A 16,926-nucleotide genomic window follows, 5' to 3' on the forward strand; every position below is an offset into this window, starting at 1 on the left:
CAGGGGTCCTGTTGTACTCGGCCACCCCCGGCCCGGGGACCGCTGTTCGGACCGCATCACCCAGTGGGTCAGGCGGGTCGGCGTGGGCCGAACGGGTGAGTCAGGCCCGGGTGGGGTCGCCGAGCACGCGCCGCACGTCGGCACCGAGGCGCTGCATGTTCTCCACGAACCTCGGGTAGCCGCGGTCGATGTGGAACACGTCCCACACCTCGGTGACCCCGTCCGCGCACAGCCCGGCCAGCACCAGCCCCACACCGGCGCGGATGTCGGAGGCCCACACCGGCGCGCTGGAGAGCCTGGGGACGCCCCGCACGACCGCGTGGTGGCCGTCCGTGCGGGCGTCGGCGCCCAGCCGGATCATCTCCTCGACGAACCGGAACCGGGCCTCGAACAGGTTCTCGGTGATCATCGAGGTGCCGTCGGCTACCGCGCTGAGCACGATGGCGAACGGCTGCAGGTCGGTGGCGAACCCCGGGTAGGGCAGCGTCACGAAGTCCACCGCGGTCGGCCGGTCGTGCTGCACGACGCGGAACCCGTCGTCGAAGGTGACGACCTCGGCGCCCGCGGTCCGCAGCTTCTCCAGGACCAGGTCGAGGTGGTGCGGGTTGACGCCCTTGACGGTGATGTCGCCCTGGGTCATGGCCGCGGCGAAGGCCCAGGTGGCGCCGACGATCCGGTCGCCGACCACGCGGTGCTCGGTCGGGGTGAGCGAGGTGACGCCGTGCACGGTGAGCGTCGAGGTGCCAGCCCCGGCGATCTTGGCGCCCATCTGCTGCAGCATGAGGCACAGGTCGACGATCTCGGGCTCGCGCGCGGCGTTGTCGATCACCGTGGTGCCCTCGGCGAGCACGGCGGCCATCAGGATGTTCTCGGTGGCCCCGACGCTCGGGAAGTCCAGCCAGATCTGGGCGCCGCGCAGCTCGTCGGCGTGGGCGACCACGCAGCCGTGCTCGATCTCGCTGCTCGCGCCGAGCTGCCGCAGCCCGTTCTGGTGCATGTCCAGCGGCCGCGAACCGATCGCGTCACCGCCCGGTAGCGCTACCACTGCCTTCTTGAGCCTGCCGACCAGCGGACCGAGTACGCACACCGACGCGCGCAGCTTGCCCATCGACGCGGAGTCCGCGCGGTGTTCGAGCTCGGCGGGTGTGGTGATCAGGACCGTGCCGCCGTCGATGTCGACGGTGCAGCCGAGGCTGCGCAGCACGTCGCCCATCAGCGGGACGTCGAGGATCTCCGGGCAGTTGGTGAGGGTGGTGGTGCCCTCGGCGAGCAACGCGGCCGCCATCAGCTTGAGCACGCTGTTCTTCGCGCCGACGACCTCGACCTCGCCGACGAGCCTGGCCCCGCCGCGCACCTGGAAATGCTCCGTCACGGGGGCAATGATGCCCCTGCGGTCCGCATACCGGACCCCCGGGGCGGTCTAGGCTTGGCCGCATGTCGGTACGCATCAACCGCGTGTACACGAAGGTCGGCGACAACGGCACCACCGCCCTCGGCGACGGCTCCCGAGTCCCCAAGACCTCCCCCCGCCTCACCGCCTACGCCGACGTCGACGAGGCCAACTCGACGATCGGCGTCGCCCTCGCCCTCGGCGCCCTCCCGCAGGACATCGCCGACGTCCTGCGCACGGTCCAGAACGACCTGTTCGACGTGGGCGCGGACCTGTGCACCCCGGTGGTGCCGGACCCGCCGTACGAGCCGCTGCGGATCACCGAGGAGTACGTGACCCGGCTCGAGTCGGTGATCGACTCCTGCAACGACCGCGTGGGGAAGCTGACCTCGTTCATCCTGCCCGGGGGGACACCGGGAGCGGCCTTGCTGCACACGGCCCGCACGGTGACGCGTCGTGCGGAACGCGGGGCGTGGGCGTTGGTGGAGGCCGAACCGGAGACGACGAACGTCTTGGCGGCCAAGTACTTGAACCGCCTGTCGGACTTGCTGTTCGTGCTCTCCCGCGTGGCGAACCCGGGCGGCGACATCCTGTGGAAGCCGGGCGGCGAGCGCTAGATCCACTGCGGCGCCGGATGGACCTCGTTGACGGCAGCACACGCGAGGTCCCCGGCGATCCGAAGCGCCGGACACTGGTCGTCCCGGAGACGGTCGGGTAGGTCAGCTGGCCCAGGGGAGGCGGGTGCCGGGAGGGGCGCTCTCCATCCAGGAGAGGAAGCCGGTCAGGGCGTCTGGGCCCATGGCCACCTCTATGGGGGCTCCACCGTCTGGGGGGTCGAAGCGGAGGACTTGGGAGCCGTGGGGGAGGTTGGGGGTCTCGCCGTGGTCTGGTTCTCGGCGGGAGGCTATTTCGAGGCCGTCGCGGTGCAGGACGCGGTCGGGGCCGGTGCGGAGGCTGATGGCGCGGAACCAGGCGAACTGGTCGCCGTGGTAGCGGCCCACGCCCCAGGCCCAGCCCTTGCCGGACTCGTCGAGGCGGGTGCGGACGGCGACGTGGATGCCGCCGGAGCGCAGCAGGCGGACCCGGCGGGCGACCAACAGCAGCAGCACCACCAGGACAGCGGCCAAGAGGGCGACAACCAGAACGCTCATGTCCACGGCCGCCCCCTGCCCGCTAGGCCGTCATCAGGCTGACTGTCCGGCGGCCCGCAGGCCCGCGGCGGCGCGGTCGCGCTCGGCCGGGTCGGTCGCGGTGAGGGCGGCGCGGGCCTTGTCGACGTCGACCTCGGTGGAGAGCTCGGCGGACTCGGCGAGGATGCTCACCGCGTCGGCGGTGACCGACAGGAAGCCGCCGTAGACCGCGGCGGTGATCGTCTCGCCGTCGCTGGTGACGATCTTCACGACACCGCCGTGCACGAGCTGGCCGAGGACCGGCTCGTGACCGGGCAGGATCCCGATCTCGCCCTCGGTGGTCTGCGCGACGACGAAGGTGCCGGTGCCCGACCACAGGCGTCGTTCCACGGCGACCAGTTGGACCGACATCTCAGCCACGCGTATCTCCCTCACAGCTCGCGGTTGTCGGCCAGTCTAGTCGGCCACCTGACAACCACCCCAGCCAGGCCGGTGTCAGAAGGGGCGGAAGTCCCGATCGGGACGAGTCGAACACAGGGGGTGAGCACGATCAGACCGGACGACGAGTTCACCGAGTTCGTGGCGCACCGGTCCACGGCGTTGCTGCGCACCGCGTACCTGCTCTGCGCCGGTGACCGGGGCGCGGCCGAAGACCTGCTCCAGGACGTCCTGGAGCGCGTCTACGCCAAGCGCCGCCGGGTCCGCGGGGACCTGGAGCCGTACGTGCGGACCGCGCTGGCCAACGCCTCGGCCAACCGGTGGCGCACCAGGTCGCGCCGGGTGGCGGAGTCGCCGCTCGACCACGCGCGGGAGCAGGGCACGGGCGGGCACGAACGCGAGGTGCTGGACCGCGACCGGATCGCGAAGGCCCTGGGATCACTGCCGCCGCGGGTGCGCGCGGTACTGGTCCTGCGGTTCTTCGACGACCTGTCCGAGGCCGACACCGCGGCGGCACTGGGGGTGTCGCCGGGGACGGTCAAGAGCCAGACCGCGCGGGGTGTGGCCCGGCTGCGCGGACTGCTGGCGGAAGCCGCACCAGAGAAGACGAGGGGATGAGATGGACACCACAGAGCTGTCCCGCGCCCTGCGGGAGGCCACCGAGGGCCTACAGGCCCCACCAACCCTGGCCGCGGCTGTCCTGCGCGGCGGCAGGCGACGCCGCACCCACCGTCGCGCGGCCTTGGCGAGCGGCATGGCCGTGGTCATCGCCGCGGCGGGGCTGGTCGTCGTCAAGGTGACCAAGGCCGACCCGCCGCTGATCACCACGGGCGCCAACCCGATGCTGACCACACCGACCCGCGGCGACTTGGCAGGCGACAAGGCCTACCTGGACGCCGCCGTGACCGCTTTCGACGCGGGCATGCCCAACGAGCCGGGCAAGGCCCGCCTGGACCGCCCGCACGTGTACTGGGCGGGCACGACCGACGGCGGCAAGGTGGCAGTGGTCGTGCAGAAGGTCGAGCGGAGTGACTCCACCGGGTACGTGTCGGACGGGACCATCATCGAAGCAGGCGCCGAGGAGCGCAGCGTCATCGGACTGCTCGTCGGCACCAAGCCCGTCCTGGTGAACTCCTTCCCCCAGCCCTACAGCACCCCGACGAGGGGCTTCGCATTCGTCTACGGCCCCAACAACCGCAACGTCATCGCGCTGGGAGCGAAGAACCTGAGCATCTCCACGACGTGGAGCATCTCCCCCACGTCAGGTCGCGCCGAGCGCGACTGGAAGCCCATGGTGGAACGCGACGGTGTCTGGCTCGGGGAAACCGGCGAACCGGGGCCGCCCGAGAACATCCGCGTCGTCACCGGCGACCCGGCGAAGGCGGGCTACGACCAGAGCCTGACGATCCTGCCCGGCACGCGGTGGTCACTGGGGACCGACCGGCAGGCGAAGCCGGTCCCGGAGGGCGTCCTGCGCACCAAGCCCGGCGACGTGTTCCGGGTCAAGGGCAGCACGTCGCGCCCACTGGGTGACAACGTGCACGAGACGCTCATGGCGGCGAACCTCCTCGACCCGCTGGCCGGTGTCACGCCCACCGGCGCCCAGTTCATCGTCGACCTGCCGGGCGGGGGCAGCGTGGTGGCCATCGAGGTGGTGAGCATGTTCATCATGGACGGGCTGTTCCTCGCCCAACGCGACGCGGCCGCCAAGATCACCGGCTGGACGTACTGCGGGATGGTGCGCAAGGACACCGGTGGCCTGGTGGGGGTATGCGAACTCGCAGGCCAGGCGGGTCGCCTCGCCATAGCTCCCGGGATGGCGTTGACCTACCAGGTCCAACTCGACGGGGGAATCGGCGGTGACTGGGTGGACGCGGGAAAGGACGCGGCACTCATCCCGGCGAACGTGCCCACCGTCCACCTGGCGGACCCGCGGGGCCGCACGGAGGCGCACAGCCTGCTCGCGCCGTGACACACAGAACGGGCCGGTGTCCATTGAGGACACCGGCCCGTTCCGCGTGTTCTGGTCTAGCTCACTTCTTGGTCAGCGCCTGGTACTTGCGCTCCAGGTCGTCGAGGCCGCCGATGGAGAGGAAGGCCTGCTCGGGGATGTGGTCGTACTCGCCCTTGGCGACGCGGTCGAACGCCTCGATGGTGTCGGACACCTTGACGAAGGAGCCCTCCTCGCCGGTGAACTTCTGGGCTACGAAGAAGTTCTGGGACAGGAAGCGCTCGATGCGGCGGGCCCGGTTCACCGTCACCTTGTCCTCTTCGGACAGCTCGTCCATGCCGAGGATGGCGATGATGTCCTGCAGCTCCTTGTACTTCTGCAGGATCCGCTTGACCTCCTGCGCCACCCGGTAGTGCTCGTCGCCGACCACGGCCGGGTCGAGGATGCGGGAGGACGAGGTGAGCGGGTCGACCGCCGGGTAGATGCCCTTCTGGGAGATCGGACGGGACAGTTCCGTCGTCGCGTCCAGGTGGGCGAAGGTGGTCGCCGGGGCCGGGTCGGTGTAGTCGTCGGCGGGCACGTAGATCGCCTGCATCGAGGTGATCGAGCGACCGCGGGTCGAGGTGATGCGCTCCTGGAGCTCACCCATCTCGTCGGCCAGCGTCGGCTGGTATCCCACGGCCGACGGCATGCGGCCCAGCAGGGTCGACACCTCGGAGCCCGCCTGGGTGAACCGGAAGATGTTGTCGATGAACAGCAGCACGTCCTGGTTCTGCACATCGCGGAAGTACTCCGCCATGGTCAGCGCGGACAGCGCGACCCGCATGCGGGTGCCCGGCGGCTCGTCCATCTGCCCGAAGACCAGCGCGGTGTCCGGGAGAACACCCATCTCCTCCATTTCCAGGAAGAGGTCGGTGCCCTCGCGGGTGCGCTCGCCGACCCCGGCGAACACCGAGGTGCCACCGAAGTTGCGGGCGATACGGGTGATCATCTCCTGGATGAGCACCGTCTTGCCCACGCCCGCGCCGCCGAACAGGCCGATCTTGCCGCCCTCGACGTACGGGGTGAGCAGGTCGATGACCTTGACGCCGGTCTCGAGGACCTTGGTCTTGCCCTCGAGCTGGTCGAAGGCCGGGGGGCGGCGGTGGATGCGCCAGCGCTCGGCGTCCGCGGCGTGGCCCGGCTTGTCCAGGCACTCGCCGAGGGCGTTGAACACGTGGCCCTTGACCGCGTCGCCGACCGGGACCGAGATGGCCTCGCCGGTGTCGGTGACCGGGGCGCCGCGCACCAGGCCGTCCTGGGGCGCCATGGAGATGCAGCGCACCAGGTTGTCACCCAGGTGCTGGGCGACCTCGAGGGTGATGGTCTTGCGCAGCGACTCGAGGTCGACCTCGACCTTGAGCGCGTTGTAGAGCTCGGGCACGGAGCCGCGCGGGAACTCCACGTCGACGACAGGGCCGATCACCCGGACGACGCGACCGACCGCGTTCTTGGTGCCTGGTTCCTGAATGGCAGTCATTAGTCATCACTTCCTGCGGCAGCGAGCGCCTCGACGCCACCGACGATCTCGCTGATCTCCTGGGTGATCTGCGCCTGGCGGACCTGGTTGGCGACACGGGTGAAGCTCTTGACGAGCTCGTCGGCGTTGTCCGTCGCGGACTTCATCGCCGTGCGGCGGGCCGCGGACTCGGACGCGGCCGACTCCAGCAGTGCCGCGAAGATGCGGGTGTTGATGTACTTCGGGAGCAGGTTGCCCAGCAGCGTCTCCGCGCTCGGCTCGAACTCGTAGGTCGAGGTCAGCCCCGGGTTCTCCACGTACTCGATCTCCAGCGGGGCGATCCGCACGGCGACCGGCTTCTGCGAGAGCATCGAGGTGAACTCGGTGTAGACGATGTGCAACTCGTCGACGCCGAGCACGCCGTCGGCGCCGGGCTTGTCGTCCACGTCGTCGGCGCCGTGCAGGAAGGCCTGGATGAGCGCCTCGCTGGCGGCGACCGCGTCGGTGTAGCTGGGCCGCTCCGAGAAGCCGGTCCAGCTGCCCTTCACCGGCCGCTGGCGGAACTTGTAGAAGTTGAGCCCCTTGCGGCCGATGACGTAGACCACCGGCTCCTTGCCCTGCTCGCGCAGCAGCGCGACCAGTTCCTCCGCCCGCCGCAGCGCGTTGGCGTTGTAGCCACCGCACAGACCGCGGTCGGAGGTCACCACGAGCACCGCGGCCCGCCGGTAGCGCTCACGCGGGGTGAGCAGCGGCGAGTCGAGGCTGGTCGCGCCGGTCGCCAGCGCGGTCAGCACCGAGGTGATCTCGTCGGAGTACGGCTTGGCCGCGGCCACCCTGGACTGCGCCTTGCTGATCCGCGACGTCGCGATCAGCTCCTGCGCCTTGAAGATCTTCTTGAACGACTGGGCCGACTTGATCCGTTGCCGGATCTCGCGAAGCTGTGCCATGGCGGCCCGCCTACGCCGTCGGAGCGGACTTGTTGACCTTCACGGTCTCCTGGCCCACCTCGTCGGCGTCGAGCGCGGAAGCGGGGGCGTCGGCCACCGAGGAGCCGGAGCCCGCGGTGAACGAGTCCTTGAACGCGGTGACCGCGGCGACCAGGCGCTCCTCGTTGTCCGAGGAGAACTTGCCGGTCACCTTGATCTCCTCCAGCACGCCAGCGTGGCGGTGGCGCAGGTGCTCGTGCAGCTCGGACTCGAAGCGGCGCACGTCGGCGACGGCGAGCGAGTCGAGGAAGCCCTTGGTGCCGATGTAGATCGAGACGATCTGCTCCTCGACCGGCAGCGGCGAGTACTGGCCCTGCTTGAGCAGCTCCATCATCCGGGTGCCGCGCTCCAGCTGCGCCCGCGAGGTGGCGTCCAGGTCGGAGGCGAAGGCGGCGAACGCCTCCAGCTCGCGGAACTGGGCCAGCTCGAGGCGCAGCGTGCCGGAGATCGACTTCATCGCCTTGGTCTGCGCGGCGCCACCGACGCGGGAGACCGAGGTACCCACGTTGACCGCCGGGCGCTGACCGGCGTTGAACAGGTCCGACTCCAGGAAGCACTGGCCGTCGGTGATGGAGATGACGTTGGTGGGGATGTAGGCGGAGATGTCGTTCGCCTTGGTCTCGATGATCGGCAGACCGGTCATCGAGCCGCCACCGAGCTCGTCGGAGAGCTTCGCGCAGCGCTCCAGCAGGCGGGAGTGCAAGTAGAAGACGTCGCCGGGGTAGGCCTCGCGGCCCGGCGGGCGGCGCAGCAGCAGCGAGATCGCGCGGTACGCCTCGGCCTGCTTGGTCAGGTCGTCGAAGATGATCAGGACGTGCTTGCCCTGGTACATCCAGTCCTGGCCGATGGCCGAGCCGGTGTAGGGGGCCAGCCACTTGAAGCCCGCCGAGTCCGACGCGGGGGCGGCGACGATGGTGGTGTACTCCAGCGCGCCCGCCTCCTCCAGCGCGGACTTGACGCCCGCGATGGTGGAGCCCTTCTGGCCGACCGCGACGTAGATGCAGCGGACCTGCTGCTTCGGGTCGCCGGTCGCCCAGGCCTTCTTCTGGTTGATGATGGTGTCGACGCAGACCGCGGTCTTGCCGGTCTTGCGGTCACCGATGATCAGCTGGCGCTGGCCGCGGCCGATCGGGGTCATCGAGTCGATGGCCTTGATGCCGGTCTGCAGCGGCTCCTCGACCGGCTGGCGCTGCACCACGGTGGCCGCCTGCAGCTCGAGCACGCGCTCGCCGGTCGCGGCGATCTCGCCGAGGCCGTCGATCGGGTTGCCCAGCGGGTCGATGACCCGGCCGAGGAAGGCGTCGCCGACCGGGACCGAGAGGACCTTGCCGGTCCGCTTGACCTCCTGGCCCTCCTCGATCTTGTCGTAGTCACCGAGGATGGCGACACCCAGCTCACGCGCGTCGAGGTTCAGCGCGACACCGACGATGCCGCCGGGGAACGCCAGCAGCTCGTTGGCCATGGCCGAGGGCAGGCCCTCCACGTGGGCGATGCCGTCGCCGGTGTCGGAAACCGTTCCGACCTCTTCCCGGTTGACGTCCGGGGAGTAGCTGGAGACGTAGTTTTCGATCGCACTGCGGATCTCGTCCGACGAGATCGTCAGCTCCGCCATGAAAGTTCCTGCTCTCACTTCGTTGCTTCGGGGGAAGTTAGGGTCAGGAGAACCGACGCCGCAGCGCGTCGAGCTGTCCTGAGGTGCTGCCGTCGATGACCTCGTCGCCGACCCGGATGACCAGACCGCCGCCGACGGCGGGGTCGATCTCCAGGTGCAGCGCGATGGGCCGCGAGTAGATCCGCTGCAGGGTCGCCGCGAGGCGGTCCTGCTGCTCGGCGGAGAGCGCGCCGGAGGACACCACGTGGGCCACCGACCGCTCCCTGCGCCGCGCCGCCTCGGCGGCGAGCGCCTCGAGCCCGGGCACCAGCTGGCGGCCACGCGGCCGGGCCACCAGGTTCTGCACCAGGGTCTCGGTCGTCGCGTCCACCTTGGACCCGATGAGCTCGCGGACCAGCGCCCGCTTGCCCTCGAGGTCACCGGTCCGGTTGGACAGGACCTGCTCGAGCTCGCTCTGGTCGGCCAGGATGCGGCCGAGCCGGAACAGCTCGTCCTCGACCGCGTCGAGCCTGCCCGCGCGCTCCGCCCCGACCAGCAGTGCGGTGACCGCGAGCGACTCCAGGCCGTCGACCAGCTCGCGGGGGCTCGACCAGCGGGCCGAGGCCGCGGTGGTCAGCACCTTGAGCGTGTCCACGCCGACCTTGCCGGTGAGCAGGTCGGTGACCAGGCGGGCCCTGGCCTGCGGTGCGGTCGAGGAGTCGGCCAGCGTGCGGCGCAGACCGATCTCCCGGTCGAGCAGGCCGACGACGGCGAACAGCTCGCCGCCCAGCGTCGCCGAGCCCGCAGCGGTGGACGAACCCGCCGGGGCGGCCTCGAGCACGTCGAGCAGCGTGAGCTCGACGGCGGCGAGGGCTTCCCGGCTGGCCGCGTGCAGCACACCGGTCACAGTTGAGGTCATCGAGGACGTCCCCTAGCGCTTCGCCGGTGCGGAGACCGAGTCGAGGTCGGTCAGGAAGCGGTCGACCGTGCCGCGGCGACGGGCCTCGTCCTCGAGGGACTCGCCCACGATGCGGCTGGCCAGCTCGACGGCCTGGCGCCCCAGCTCGGCGCGCAGCTCGGCGACGATCTGGGCGCGCTGCGCCTCGAGCTGGGCCTGGCCCTGCGCGACGATCCGCGCGGACTCCGCCTGGGCCTGCGCGCGCAGCTCTTCCTTGATCTGCTCGGCCTCGGCCCTGGCGTCGTCGCGGATGCGCGCCGACTCCGCCCGCGCCTCGGCCAGCTGCGCCTTGTACTGCACCAGCGCGGCCTCGGCCTCCTTCTGCGCGGCCTCGGCCTTCTCGATGCCACCCTCGATCTTCGCGGTCCGCTCGGTGTAGAGCGCCTCGAACTTGGGCACAACGAACTTGCTGAGCACGAACAGCAGGATGCCGAACGCGACCAGGCCGAGGATGACCTCGGACAGGTGCGGCATGACCGGGCTCGGGCTGCCCTCGGCAGCGATGGTGATCAGTGACGACGACACCACGGCGTCTCCCTAAGACTTAGGTCCGCAGTGACGTCGGTCAGGCGGAAGCGATGAAGTAGAGCACCAGGCCGATCAGGGCGAGCACCTCGGTCAGCACGAAGGTGGAGAACGCGATGCCGCGCAGCTTGCCCTCGGCCTCCGGCTGGCGGGCGGTGCCGTTGATGACGGCGGCGAAGATGATCCCCACACCGATGCCGGGGCCGATCGCGCCGAGGCCGTAGCCGATCATGGCCAGACCCTTGTTCAGGTTGATCTGCTCGGTGGCCTGGGCGAGAACAACAGCAGAGCTCACGTGCGTATCCCTTTCGAACTCGACTCGTCCTCGTCGGAAGAGCCGGGGCTTGGACTGGACTAGTGGTCTTCCGCGAGGGACATACCGATGTACCCGGCGGACAGCAGCGCGAAGATGTAGGCCTGCAACACCTGGATGAGTGCTTCCAGGAACGTCATGGCGATGGCCATGGCGAAGGAGATGATCGACACCGGCTTGAGCGCGGGGCCGGCTTCGAGCAGCAGGTACTCGCCACCGAGGGTGAACACCAGCAGGATCAGGTGACCGGCGAACATGGCGGCGAACACCCGGATCGCCAGCGTGATCGGGTCCATGAAGAACTTCAGGAAGATCTCGATCGGGGTCAGCAGCAGGTAGACCGGCTTGGGGATCCCCGGCGGGATGACCGACTTCTTCAGGTAGCGGCCGAGGCCGAACTTGCGGATGCCCGCGATGTGGTACACGGGGAAGATCACCAGAACGGCGAGCGCGAGCGGGAACCCGATGTGCGAGAAGGTCGGGAACTGGATGATCGGGATGATGCCGAAGATGTTGTTCACCAGGGTGAAGGTGAACAACGCGAGAATCAGCGGCACAAAGGGCTTGAACTCTTTGGAACCGATCTGGTCGCGCGCGATGTTGTTTCGCCCGAAGTCGTAGACCGACTCAGCCGCGAACTGGAACTTGCTCGGCACTACCGAGAGCTTGCGGGTGGCGAGCAGGAAGAACGCGAGGATGATGATGATCGACAAGACGATCAACACCATCGGCTTGGTGACCCCGCCGAAGATGGCGGGAAGATCGAAATCCTTGGCTCCTGGAGGGATAAAGGTCCCTTCCTCCGCCAGCACAAGCCTGCCCACTGGGCTCCTTCCGGTTCTCCCGGCCGGCGTCGGGTCCTCCGCCGGGGGAATCGTCACGATCAGGACGTAACGTACCTGACGCTCACGGGGTACCTGGCAGCGGCTGCCATCCCTGCGAAATCCCACGAAGGGGTGAGGTTCGGGCGCCACCACTGGTGTCCGCGCGCACCATATCAGCCCCGGTCGGGGGGCCGTACAGCCGTACTGCTTTCAGTTCTCGCTGGTGCTGCCGGTGGCCTCGTCCTGTGCCGGGAGGATCAAAGTGGGGATCTTGGTCCGCCGGAACGCCACGGTCTCGGCAATCGCGCTGACCAGGACCACCGCCAACATGGTGGTCGCCAACGCGTAGATGTGCACGCCGGGGATCGCACGAACCAGCACGAGGGTGATCAGCAACACGAACATCTTGGCGACGAAACCGCCGAGCACCGCGGCCATCAGCATCTGCACGTTCAGGCCCACCGTGCGGCGCATCAGCACGAGCGTCCCCCACGCCGACGCCGCGGCGACCGTCCCGCCGACAGCCGCGCTCCACAGCCCGGACGGGCCCGCACCGATCGTCCACCCGATGACGCCGACCAACCAGGTGCCCAGGACCGGCCACCTGGCACCGCGCAGCATCCGGTCGGCCAGCAGCAGCTGGGACTCGGCGTGGGTGCTGGGCACCTTGCTCGCCGTGGTCGTGTCGGTACCGGTTTGGCCGTCGGTGTCCGGGTTGTGCTCGCTCATCGTGACCTCAGTCTAGGGATGACGGAGATGATCACCGCGATCAGGACGCCGACGCCGACCACCCAGACGACCGCGGAGATGTCGTAGACGGTGACCGCGACCGCGCCGAAGGCCAGCAGGCAGGCCCACAGGTAGATGAGCAGGACCGCGCGGCGCTGGGAGTGGCCGATCTCGAGCAGCCGGTGGTGCAGGTGCATCTTGTCGGCGGAGAACGGGCTGACCCCGCGCCTGGTCCTGCGGATGATCGCCAGCAGCAGGTCGAGCACCGGGATGAACAGCACGGCCATCACGATCAGCAGCGGCGAGAGCAGCGCGATGGCGTCGGTGAGCCCCCAGATGCTGGGGTTCGCCCTGCCGGAGGCGGTGGTGCTGGCCGCGGCGAGCATCAGGCCGATGAGCATCGAGCCGGAGTCGCCCATGAACAGCCGCGCGGGCTGGAAGTTGTGCGGCAGGAAGCCCAGGCAGGCCCCGGCCAGCGTCGCGGCGATCAGCGCTGGCGAGTAGTTGCCGACGTCGCCGCCGGAGACGGTGAGCAGGTGCAGCGAGAACACCGCCGTCGCGGCCGCGGCGATCATGCCCACCCCGGCAGCCAGCCCGTCGAGGCCGTCGATGAAGTTGATCGCGTTGATGAGGGTGACGGCCAGCAGGATGGCCAGCAGGCCGCCCTGGTTCTGGTCGAGGATCAGCACCGACCCGAACGCGTTCTCGTCGCCGCCCCACGGCACCCACAGCACCAGCCACTGGATGCCGTAGAGCACCAGGATGCCCGCGCAGGTGGTCTGGCCTGCCAGCTTGGTCAGCGAGTCCAGCTCGAACCGGTCGTCGAGGACGCCGATCGCCACGATGAGGCCGCCGCCGATGAGCACGGCCGTCGGGTCGAACGAGTAGTCGAACGCGCGGCGCAGCACCGGCAGCTGGTGGGCGAGCAGCATGCCGCCGCACACCCCCAGGTACATCGCGAGCCCACCCAGCCGCGGCATCGGCACCACGTGCACGTCGCGCTGGCGGGGGTAGGCGACCGCGCCGAAGCGGATCGCGAAGAGCCGGACCAGACCGGTGAGCAGGAAGGTCAGCACCGCCGTGACCAACCCGACCAGCAGGTACTCGCGGACCGGGAGGCCCGCGGGAGCGAACTCGCCCGTGGGGATCACGCGCGGGCACTCGGGTCGGACGTGGGCACGGCGGGTCGCGTCTCCTGCTGGTCGGACGGGAAATTCACAGGGGTCTAGCCGGGGAGGGACCGACCCTACCGCGCGGTGCGGACCTCGGTGCCCAACGCCTCGCGCACGGCGGCCACGCTGACCGCGCCCTCGCGCAGCACCAGCGGCTCGTCCCCGGTGAGGTCGACGATCGTGGACGGAACGAGGTCACCGGAGGGACCGCCGTCGAGGTAGATGCTGACCAGGTCGCCGAACTGCTCGACGGCCTCCTGCGCGGTCGCCGCGGGCGGCTGACCGGACTTGTTGGCGCTGGTGACGGCCATCGGCCCCACCTCGCGCAACAATTCGATGGCAACCGGGTGCAGCGGCATCCGCAGCATCACCGTCCCCCCGGTCTGCCCGAGGTTCCAGTTCAACGACGGCGCGTGCGGCAACACGATCGACAGATCACCCGGCCAGAACGCCTCGACCAGCGTCCGCGCGGTGTGCGGCACGGACAGCACCAGCCCGTCGATGGTCGACCACGACCCGACAAGAACCCCGACCGGCATGTCCGGCCCCCGGTTCTTCGCCGCCAACAACCCGGCCACCGCGGTCGCCGAGAACGCGTCGCACCCGATCCCGTACACGGTGTCGGTCGGCACCACGACAAGCCGCCCGGACCGCACAGCACTGGCCGCGGCCCCCAGACCATCGGCCCGCTGCCCACGATCACCACAGTCGAACACCGTCACCCAGCCAGCCTATCCCTGCCCACCCCCGCCGCCACAAGCAGATCCACTCCCCTCCTGTCCACGCGGAGGCGACGTCGTGGGCGCCGGCGGGTTGGCGCTGGATGGGTTGGGCGGAGCTGGCCGTTCGGGTTGGCGTTCGGGGTTGTCCACATGGTCGCCGGCTGTCCACAGGGCACGCTCGGAGCTATTGACAGAGCTCGCAAAGCGATAGATTCAGAGATGGGCCCCCCGACCCCGGGAGGGCGGGCCCCCGGAGCGGAGTTGATCTTGATCGACCCGAGCCAAGAAACAGCGCCGCCGAGTCGGCAGCGGGCCAGCAGATCGCGGTATCACCCAGCCCAGGCGGGATGGCCAGTCAGTTTGTCCTAACACGCCCCCGTAGTCGTTGACCCTCACGCGCCCCTCTCGGGCGTCGGCCCCAAACAACGTTGACCCCCACCCGGCCCTCACAGACGTTGGCCAACCACACGCCCCTGAACAACGTTGGCCGACAAGCGCCCCCGAACAACGTTGGCCCTAGAACGCTCCTCGGAGTCGCTGGTGCCAACCCGGCTCGATGGGGCGGACTTGTTTTGTGTGGGGGAGAACTGCCCGTAGCGTCGTTCGCGGACAGGGCCATGCTTTTCGGCCCCTGCTTTGCGGTCCTGCCACGGGTGGTTCAGGGGCCCCACACAAAACAAGTTCGCCCCATCGAGCACAGCTCGAAACTCGCGCCCAGGCCAATGCCGAAGGCGAGGCGTTGAACGTCGATGCCGCAGGCGAGAACGAGAGCCGAACACCCCTCAGCTCAAGATCAAACCCGCCACAGCAGCCCCCGATATACAGCCTACCGAGCAGCACCGACAAACCGGCCAGAGCGAGCAGCACCCCTGTGGACAACCACCCACAGCGCACCCGCCCCCTCAAGCCCCCCGCCGAACAATCCGATCAGCCAGATCCATCGCCCGTTCCTGCCACACCTGTCGACGGAACCGCACCACGATCAAATACAGCAGCCCGCTCCCCGCCACGATCCCCGCCGCCACCAGCAACGCACTTCCGGTGATTCCACCAACGGCGACCAATGTCAGCCCCAATGACACCGCCAACACCGCGAGACTCACCGCGATGCCCTCAGGACGCCACTGCCAGCGGCGGCCGGAGCGGACCTCCGCGAGGAGGCGTTCGGCGCCGCGGCGGAGTTCGTGGTCTTCGACGTCGAGGGCTAGGACTCGGGTGGCGGCTTGTTCGCACAGGCGGAGTTGGTGCTCGTTGGCGATGACGAGGACCTCGTCCTCTGTGGCCGCTCGGGCTTGGTCGCCGAGTGAGGTCCAGGTGCTGGCGAGGTAGTAGCGCAGTACCGGGTCGGTGGTCTCGCCGAACCGGCGTTCCAGATCGTGGACGGCAGTTTCGGCGTCACCGGCCGCGACCATCACCTGCGACACGGCCAGGGCGACGAGCACGTTGTCCGGGTCCAGGTCCGCCGCGGCGCGGTAGTGCGCCGCGGCGGTGCGCCAGTGGCCCCGGGCGAGTTGGACGTCGCCGATTCCCACCTGGTCCAGCGGATCCGTGCGCAGCGCGGCCGCTTGCTCGAACCCGGCCGCGGCCGCGTCGAGGTGCCCGGCGAGCAGTTCGGCGCGGGCCGCCGCGGCGAACTGCCGGGCGGCGACCGGACCGGAGTCGGCGCCGTGGTCGCTGTCGGTCACCAGCCGCCACTTGGCGGTGACGTCCTGCCATGTTCGAAGCATTGGATCACCCAGGAGCGCACGCTACCCTCAGTACGCCATACCGGGGATCTGACCCACCGGACGCCAGGGGAGCCACCACGACCAGTTACCGCCGACGGGGACATCGAGCGGGCAGGGGATACCAGCTCAGCTCGCGATGGCTGGCGTCCTCACTCGTGGTGGCCTACGCCGCGGTGAGCGCGGCGGTCGGTACGGTGCTGCTCGTCGCCCCCAAGGAACCCCAGGTCCAGGCCTACCCGGTGTACATCTACACCGAGGGCCCCACCCCGCCGTCGACCACGACCACGGGCCCGTCCCCGGTCGCGATGCCGGTCCCCGAGGGCTACCAGCGCGTCGCGGGCCCCGGCGGCCTGATCACCACCATCCCGCTCGGCTGGACCATCACCCGCTCCACCGGCCCCGGCGCCATGCAGGCCACCGACCCCGCCGACCCGACCCGCTACGTCCGCTACGGCGGCTCGGCGGCCCCGGCGACGGACCTGGTGGCCACGCACGTGGACTACGAACAGCGCTTCGCCGAGGCCCACCGCGGCTTCCAGCGCTTCAGCCTGGGCACCACCACCTACCACGACGTGCCCGCCGTGGACTGGGAGTTCGAACACGACTCGGCCGCGGGCAGGCGCCGAGCCCACTCGATGTACTGGCGGATCGCCGGGACCGAGTACTTCCTCTACGCCAGTTCCACGACCAACCGCTGGTCGGACACCAAGTCGATCTTCAACACCATGGTCGACAACAGCACCCCCTGAGCCGCTGACCAGATTCACGCCTTAGTGGACTCCGCTGCACCACGGGTGACCGTAGACGGTACGAATCCCGCTTCCGGGGGACCCACTCCCCCTTCGCCGCGTGGACAGGACCCACTCCCCCCGCCCCGCCACATCACCCCAGCCGCCCGGGCACCCGCCCAGACCGGCCGAAGCGCGCCACAGCACGGCCGCACACACGCCGACCGACCGCGATTCCGCCCAC

At 69.6% G+C, this 16,926-nt stretch carries 18 protein-coding genes; 4 read left to right on the plus strand and 14 right to left on the minus strand.

From position 1 onward, the window contains the following. Positions 1–100: 100 nt before the first annotated feature. Positions 101–1,372 carry a UDP-N-acetylglucosamine 1-carboxyvinyltransferase gene (gene murA, locus BMY07_RS06660; protein ID WP_092775591.1) on the minus strand — a complete coding sequence of 424 codons (1,272 nt, stop codon included), beginning with the start codon at positions 1,370–1,372 and terminating at the stop codon, positions 101–103. Between the two features lie 62 nt (positions 1,373–1,434). Between murA and BMY07_RS06665 the strand changes: the two genes are divergently transcribed. Next, positions 1,435–2,007, plus strand: a complete 573-nt coding sequence (locus tag BMY07_RS06665; protein ID WP_092775592.1) for a cob(I)yrinic acid a,c-diamide adenosyltransferase — start codon at positions 1,435–1,437, stop codon at positions 2,005–2,007. A 102-nt stretch (positions 2,008–2,109) separates the two neighbouring features. On the opposite strand, the gene BMY07_RS06670 is transcribed toward BMY07_RS06665, so the two are convergent. Continuing rightward, complete coding sequence (locus BMY07_RS06670) at positions 2,110–2,547, minus strand: DUF2550 domain-containing protein (RefSeq protein ID WP_092775593.1); 438 nt, start codon at positions 2,545–2,547, stop codon at positions 2,110–2,112. Between the two features lie 27 nt (positions 2,548–2,574). After that, the gene (locus BMY07_RS06675) at positions 2,575–2,940 is read right to left on the minus strand and encodes a F0F1 ATP synthase subunit epsilon (RefSeq protein ID WP_092775594.1); all 366 of its coding nucleotides are present in this window, start codon (positions 2,938–2,940) and stop codon (positions 2,575–2,577) included. Between the two features lie 120 nt (positions 2,941–3,060). Here BMY07_RS06675 and BMY07_RS06680 point away from each other — a divergent pair, with 120 nt between their 5' ends. Next, positions 3,061–3,576, plus strand: coding sequence for a SigE family RNA polymerase sigma factor (locus BMY07_RS06680; RefSeq protein ID WP_092775595.1), 516 nt, complete (start codon positions 3,061–3,063; stop codon positions 3,574–3,576). 1 nt (position 3,577) lies between these two features. Beyond that, the gene (locus tag BMY07_RS06685) at positions 3,578–4,930 is read left to right on the plus strand and encodes a hypothetical protein (RefSeq protein ID WP_092775596.1); all 1,353 of its coding nucleotides are present in this window, start codon (positions 3,578–3,580) and stop codon (positions 4,928–4,930) included. Between the two features lie 61 nt (positions 4,931–4,991). Here BMY07_RS06685 and atpD read toward each other — a convergent pair whose 3' ends face one another. The 11 genes from atpD to BMY07_RS34175 form a co-directional block, all read right to left on the minus strand. Then, positions 4,992–6,428 (minus strand): F0F1 ATP synthase subunit beta, encoded by a 1,437-nt coding sequence (gene atpD, locus BMY07_RS06690; protein ID WP_092775597.1) that lies wholly within the window; start codon positions 6,426–6,428, stop codon positions 4,992–4,994. Beyond that, positions 6,428–7,354, minus strand: coding sequence for a F0F1 ATP synthase subunit gamma (locus tag BMY07_RS06695; protein WP_092775598.1), 927 nt, complete (start codon positions 7,352–7,354; stop codon positions 6,428–6,430). Before BMY07_RS06695 ends, atpD begins: the two co-directional genes overlap by 1 nt. A 10-nt stretch (positions 7,355–7,364) precedes the next feature. Then, on the minus strand, positions 7,365–9,005 hold the full coding sequence (gene atpA / locus BMY07_RS06700) for a F0F1 ATP synthase subunit alpha (protein ID WP_092775599.1): 1,641 nt from the start codon (positions 9,003–9,005) through the stop codon (positions 7,365–7,367). Between the two features lie 43 nt (positions 9,006–9,048). Then, a complete protein-coding gene (locus BMY07_RS06705) occupies positions 9,049–9,903 on the minus strand; it encodes a F0F1 ATP synthase subunit delta (protein ID WP_092775600.1) in 855 nt (284 codons plus the stop codon). A 12-nt stretch (positions 9,904–9,915) separates the two neighbouring features. After that, a complete protein-coding gene (locus BMY07_RS06710; RefSeq protein ID WP_092775601.1) occupies positions 9,916–10,470 on the minus strand; it encodes a F0F1 ATP synthase subunit B in 555 nt (184 codons plus the stop codon). 37 nt (positions 10,471–10,507) lie between these two features. Then, a complete protein-coding gene (locus BMY07_RS06715) occupies positions 10,508–10,699 on the minus strand; it encodes an ATP synthase subunit c family protein (RefSeq protein ID WP_092776061.1) in 192 nt (63 codons plus the stop codon). Positions 10,700–10,821: 122 nt separating this feature from the next. Next, a complete protein-coding gene (gene atpB, locus BMY07_RS06720) occupies positions 10,822–11,604 on the minus strand; it encodes a F0F1 ATP synthase subunit A (protein WP_092775602.1) in 783 nt (260 codons plus the stop codon). Between the two features lie 210 nt (positions 11,605–11,814). Next, positions 11,815–12,333 (minus strand): Cg1360 family ATP-synthase-associated protein, encoded by a 519-nt coding sequence (locus tag BMY07_RS06725; protein ID WP_245782242.1) that lies wholly within the window; start codon positions 12,331–12,333, stop codon positions 11,815–11,817. Continuing rightward, positions 12,330–13,484 carry a glycosyltransferase family 4 protein gene (locus BMY07_RS06730; protein ID WP_245782243.1) on the minus strand — a complete coding sequence of 385 codons (1,155 nt, stop codon included), beginning with the start codon at positions 13,482–13,484 and terminating at the stop codon, positions 12,330–12,332. The genes BMY07_RS06725 and BMY07_RS06730 overlap by 4 nt, the downstream gene beginning before the upstream one ends. Before the next feature lie 95 nt (positions 13,485–13,579). Then, the gene (locus BMY07_RS06735) at positions 13,580–14,227 is read right to left on the minus strand and encodes an L-threonylcarbamoyladenylate synthase (protein ID WP_092775603.1); all 648 of its coding nucleotides are present in this window, start codon (positions 14,225–14,227) and stop codon (positions 13,580–13,582) included. Between the two features lie 902 nt (positions 14,228–15,129). Next, positions 15,130–15,954 carry a hypothetical protein gene (locus BMY07_RS34175; protein WP_092775604.1) on the minus strand — a complete coding sequence of 275 codons (825 nt, stop codon included), beginning with the start codon at positions 15,952–15,954 and terminating at the stop codon, positions 15,130–15,132. Positions 15,955–16,127: 173 nt separating this feature from the next. Here BMY07_RS34175 and BMY07_RS06745 point away from each other — a divergent pair, with 173 nt between their 5' ends. Then, positions 16,128–16,703 (plus strand): hypothetical protein, encoded by a 576-nt coding sequence (locus BMY07_RS06745; RefSeq protein ID WP_143073388.1) that lies wholly within the window; start codon positions 16,128–16,130, stop codon positions 16,701–16,703. The last annotated feature ends 223 nt before the right edge of the window (positions 16,704–16,926 follow it).

The sequence above is a fragment of the Actinokineospora terrae genome (assembly GCF_900111175.1).
Lineage (GTDB): Bacteria > Actinomycetota > Actinomycetes > Mycobacteriales > Pseudonocardiaceae > Actinokineospora > Actinokineospora terrae.

Excerpts from the sequence above, each read along its gene's own strand:
- BMY07_RS06665 (WP_092775592.1), top strand. The coding sequence starts at position 1,435 with ATGTCGGTACGCATCAACCGCGTGTACACGAAGGTCGGCGACAACGGC.
- BMY07_RS06685 (WP_092775596.1), top strand. The coding sequence starts at position 3,578 with ATGGACACCACAGAGCTGTCCCGCGCCCTGCGGGAGGCCACCGAGGGC.
- atpD (WP_092775597.1), bottom strand. The coding sequence starts at position 6,428 with ATGACTGCCATTCAGGAACCAGGCACCAAGAACGCGGTCGGTCGCGTC.
- BMY07_RS06695 (WP_092775598.1), bottom strand. The coding sequence starts at position 7,354 with ATGGCACAGCTTCGCGAGATCCGGCAACGGATCAAGTCGGCCCAGTCG.
- atpA (WP_092775599.1), bottom strand. The coding sequence starts at position 9,005 with ATGGCGGAGCTGACGATCTCGTCGGACGAGATCCGCAGTGCGATCGAA.
- BMY07_RS06705 (WP_092775600.1), bottom strand. The coding sequence starts at position 9,903 with ATGACCTCAACTGTGACCGGTGTGCTGCACGCGGCCAGCCGGGAAGCC.
- BMY07_RS06715 (WP_092776061.1), bottom strand. The coding sequence starts at position 10,699 with ATGATCGGCTACGGCCTCGGCGCGATCGGCCCCGGCATCGGTGTGGGG.
- BMY07_RS06725 (WP_245782242.1), bottom strand. The coding sequence starts at position 12,333 with ATGAGCGAGCACAACCCGGACACCGACGGCCAAACCGGTACCGACACG.
- BMY07_RS34175 (WP_092775604.1), bottom strand. The coding sequence starts at position 15,954 with ATGCTTCGAACATGGCAGGACGTCACCGCCAAGTGGCGGCTGGTGACC.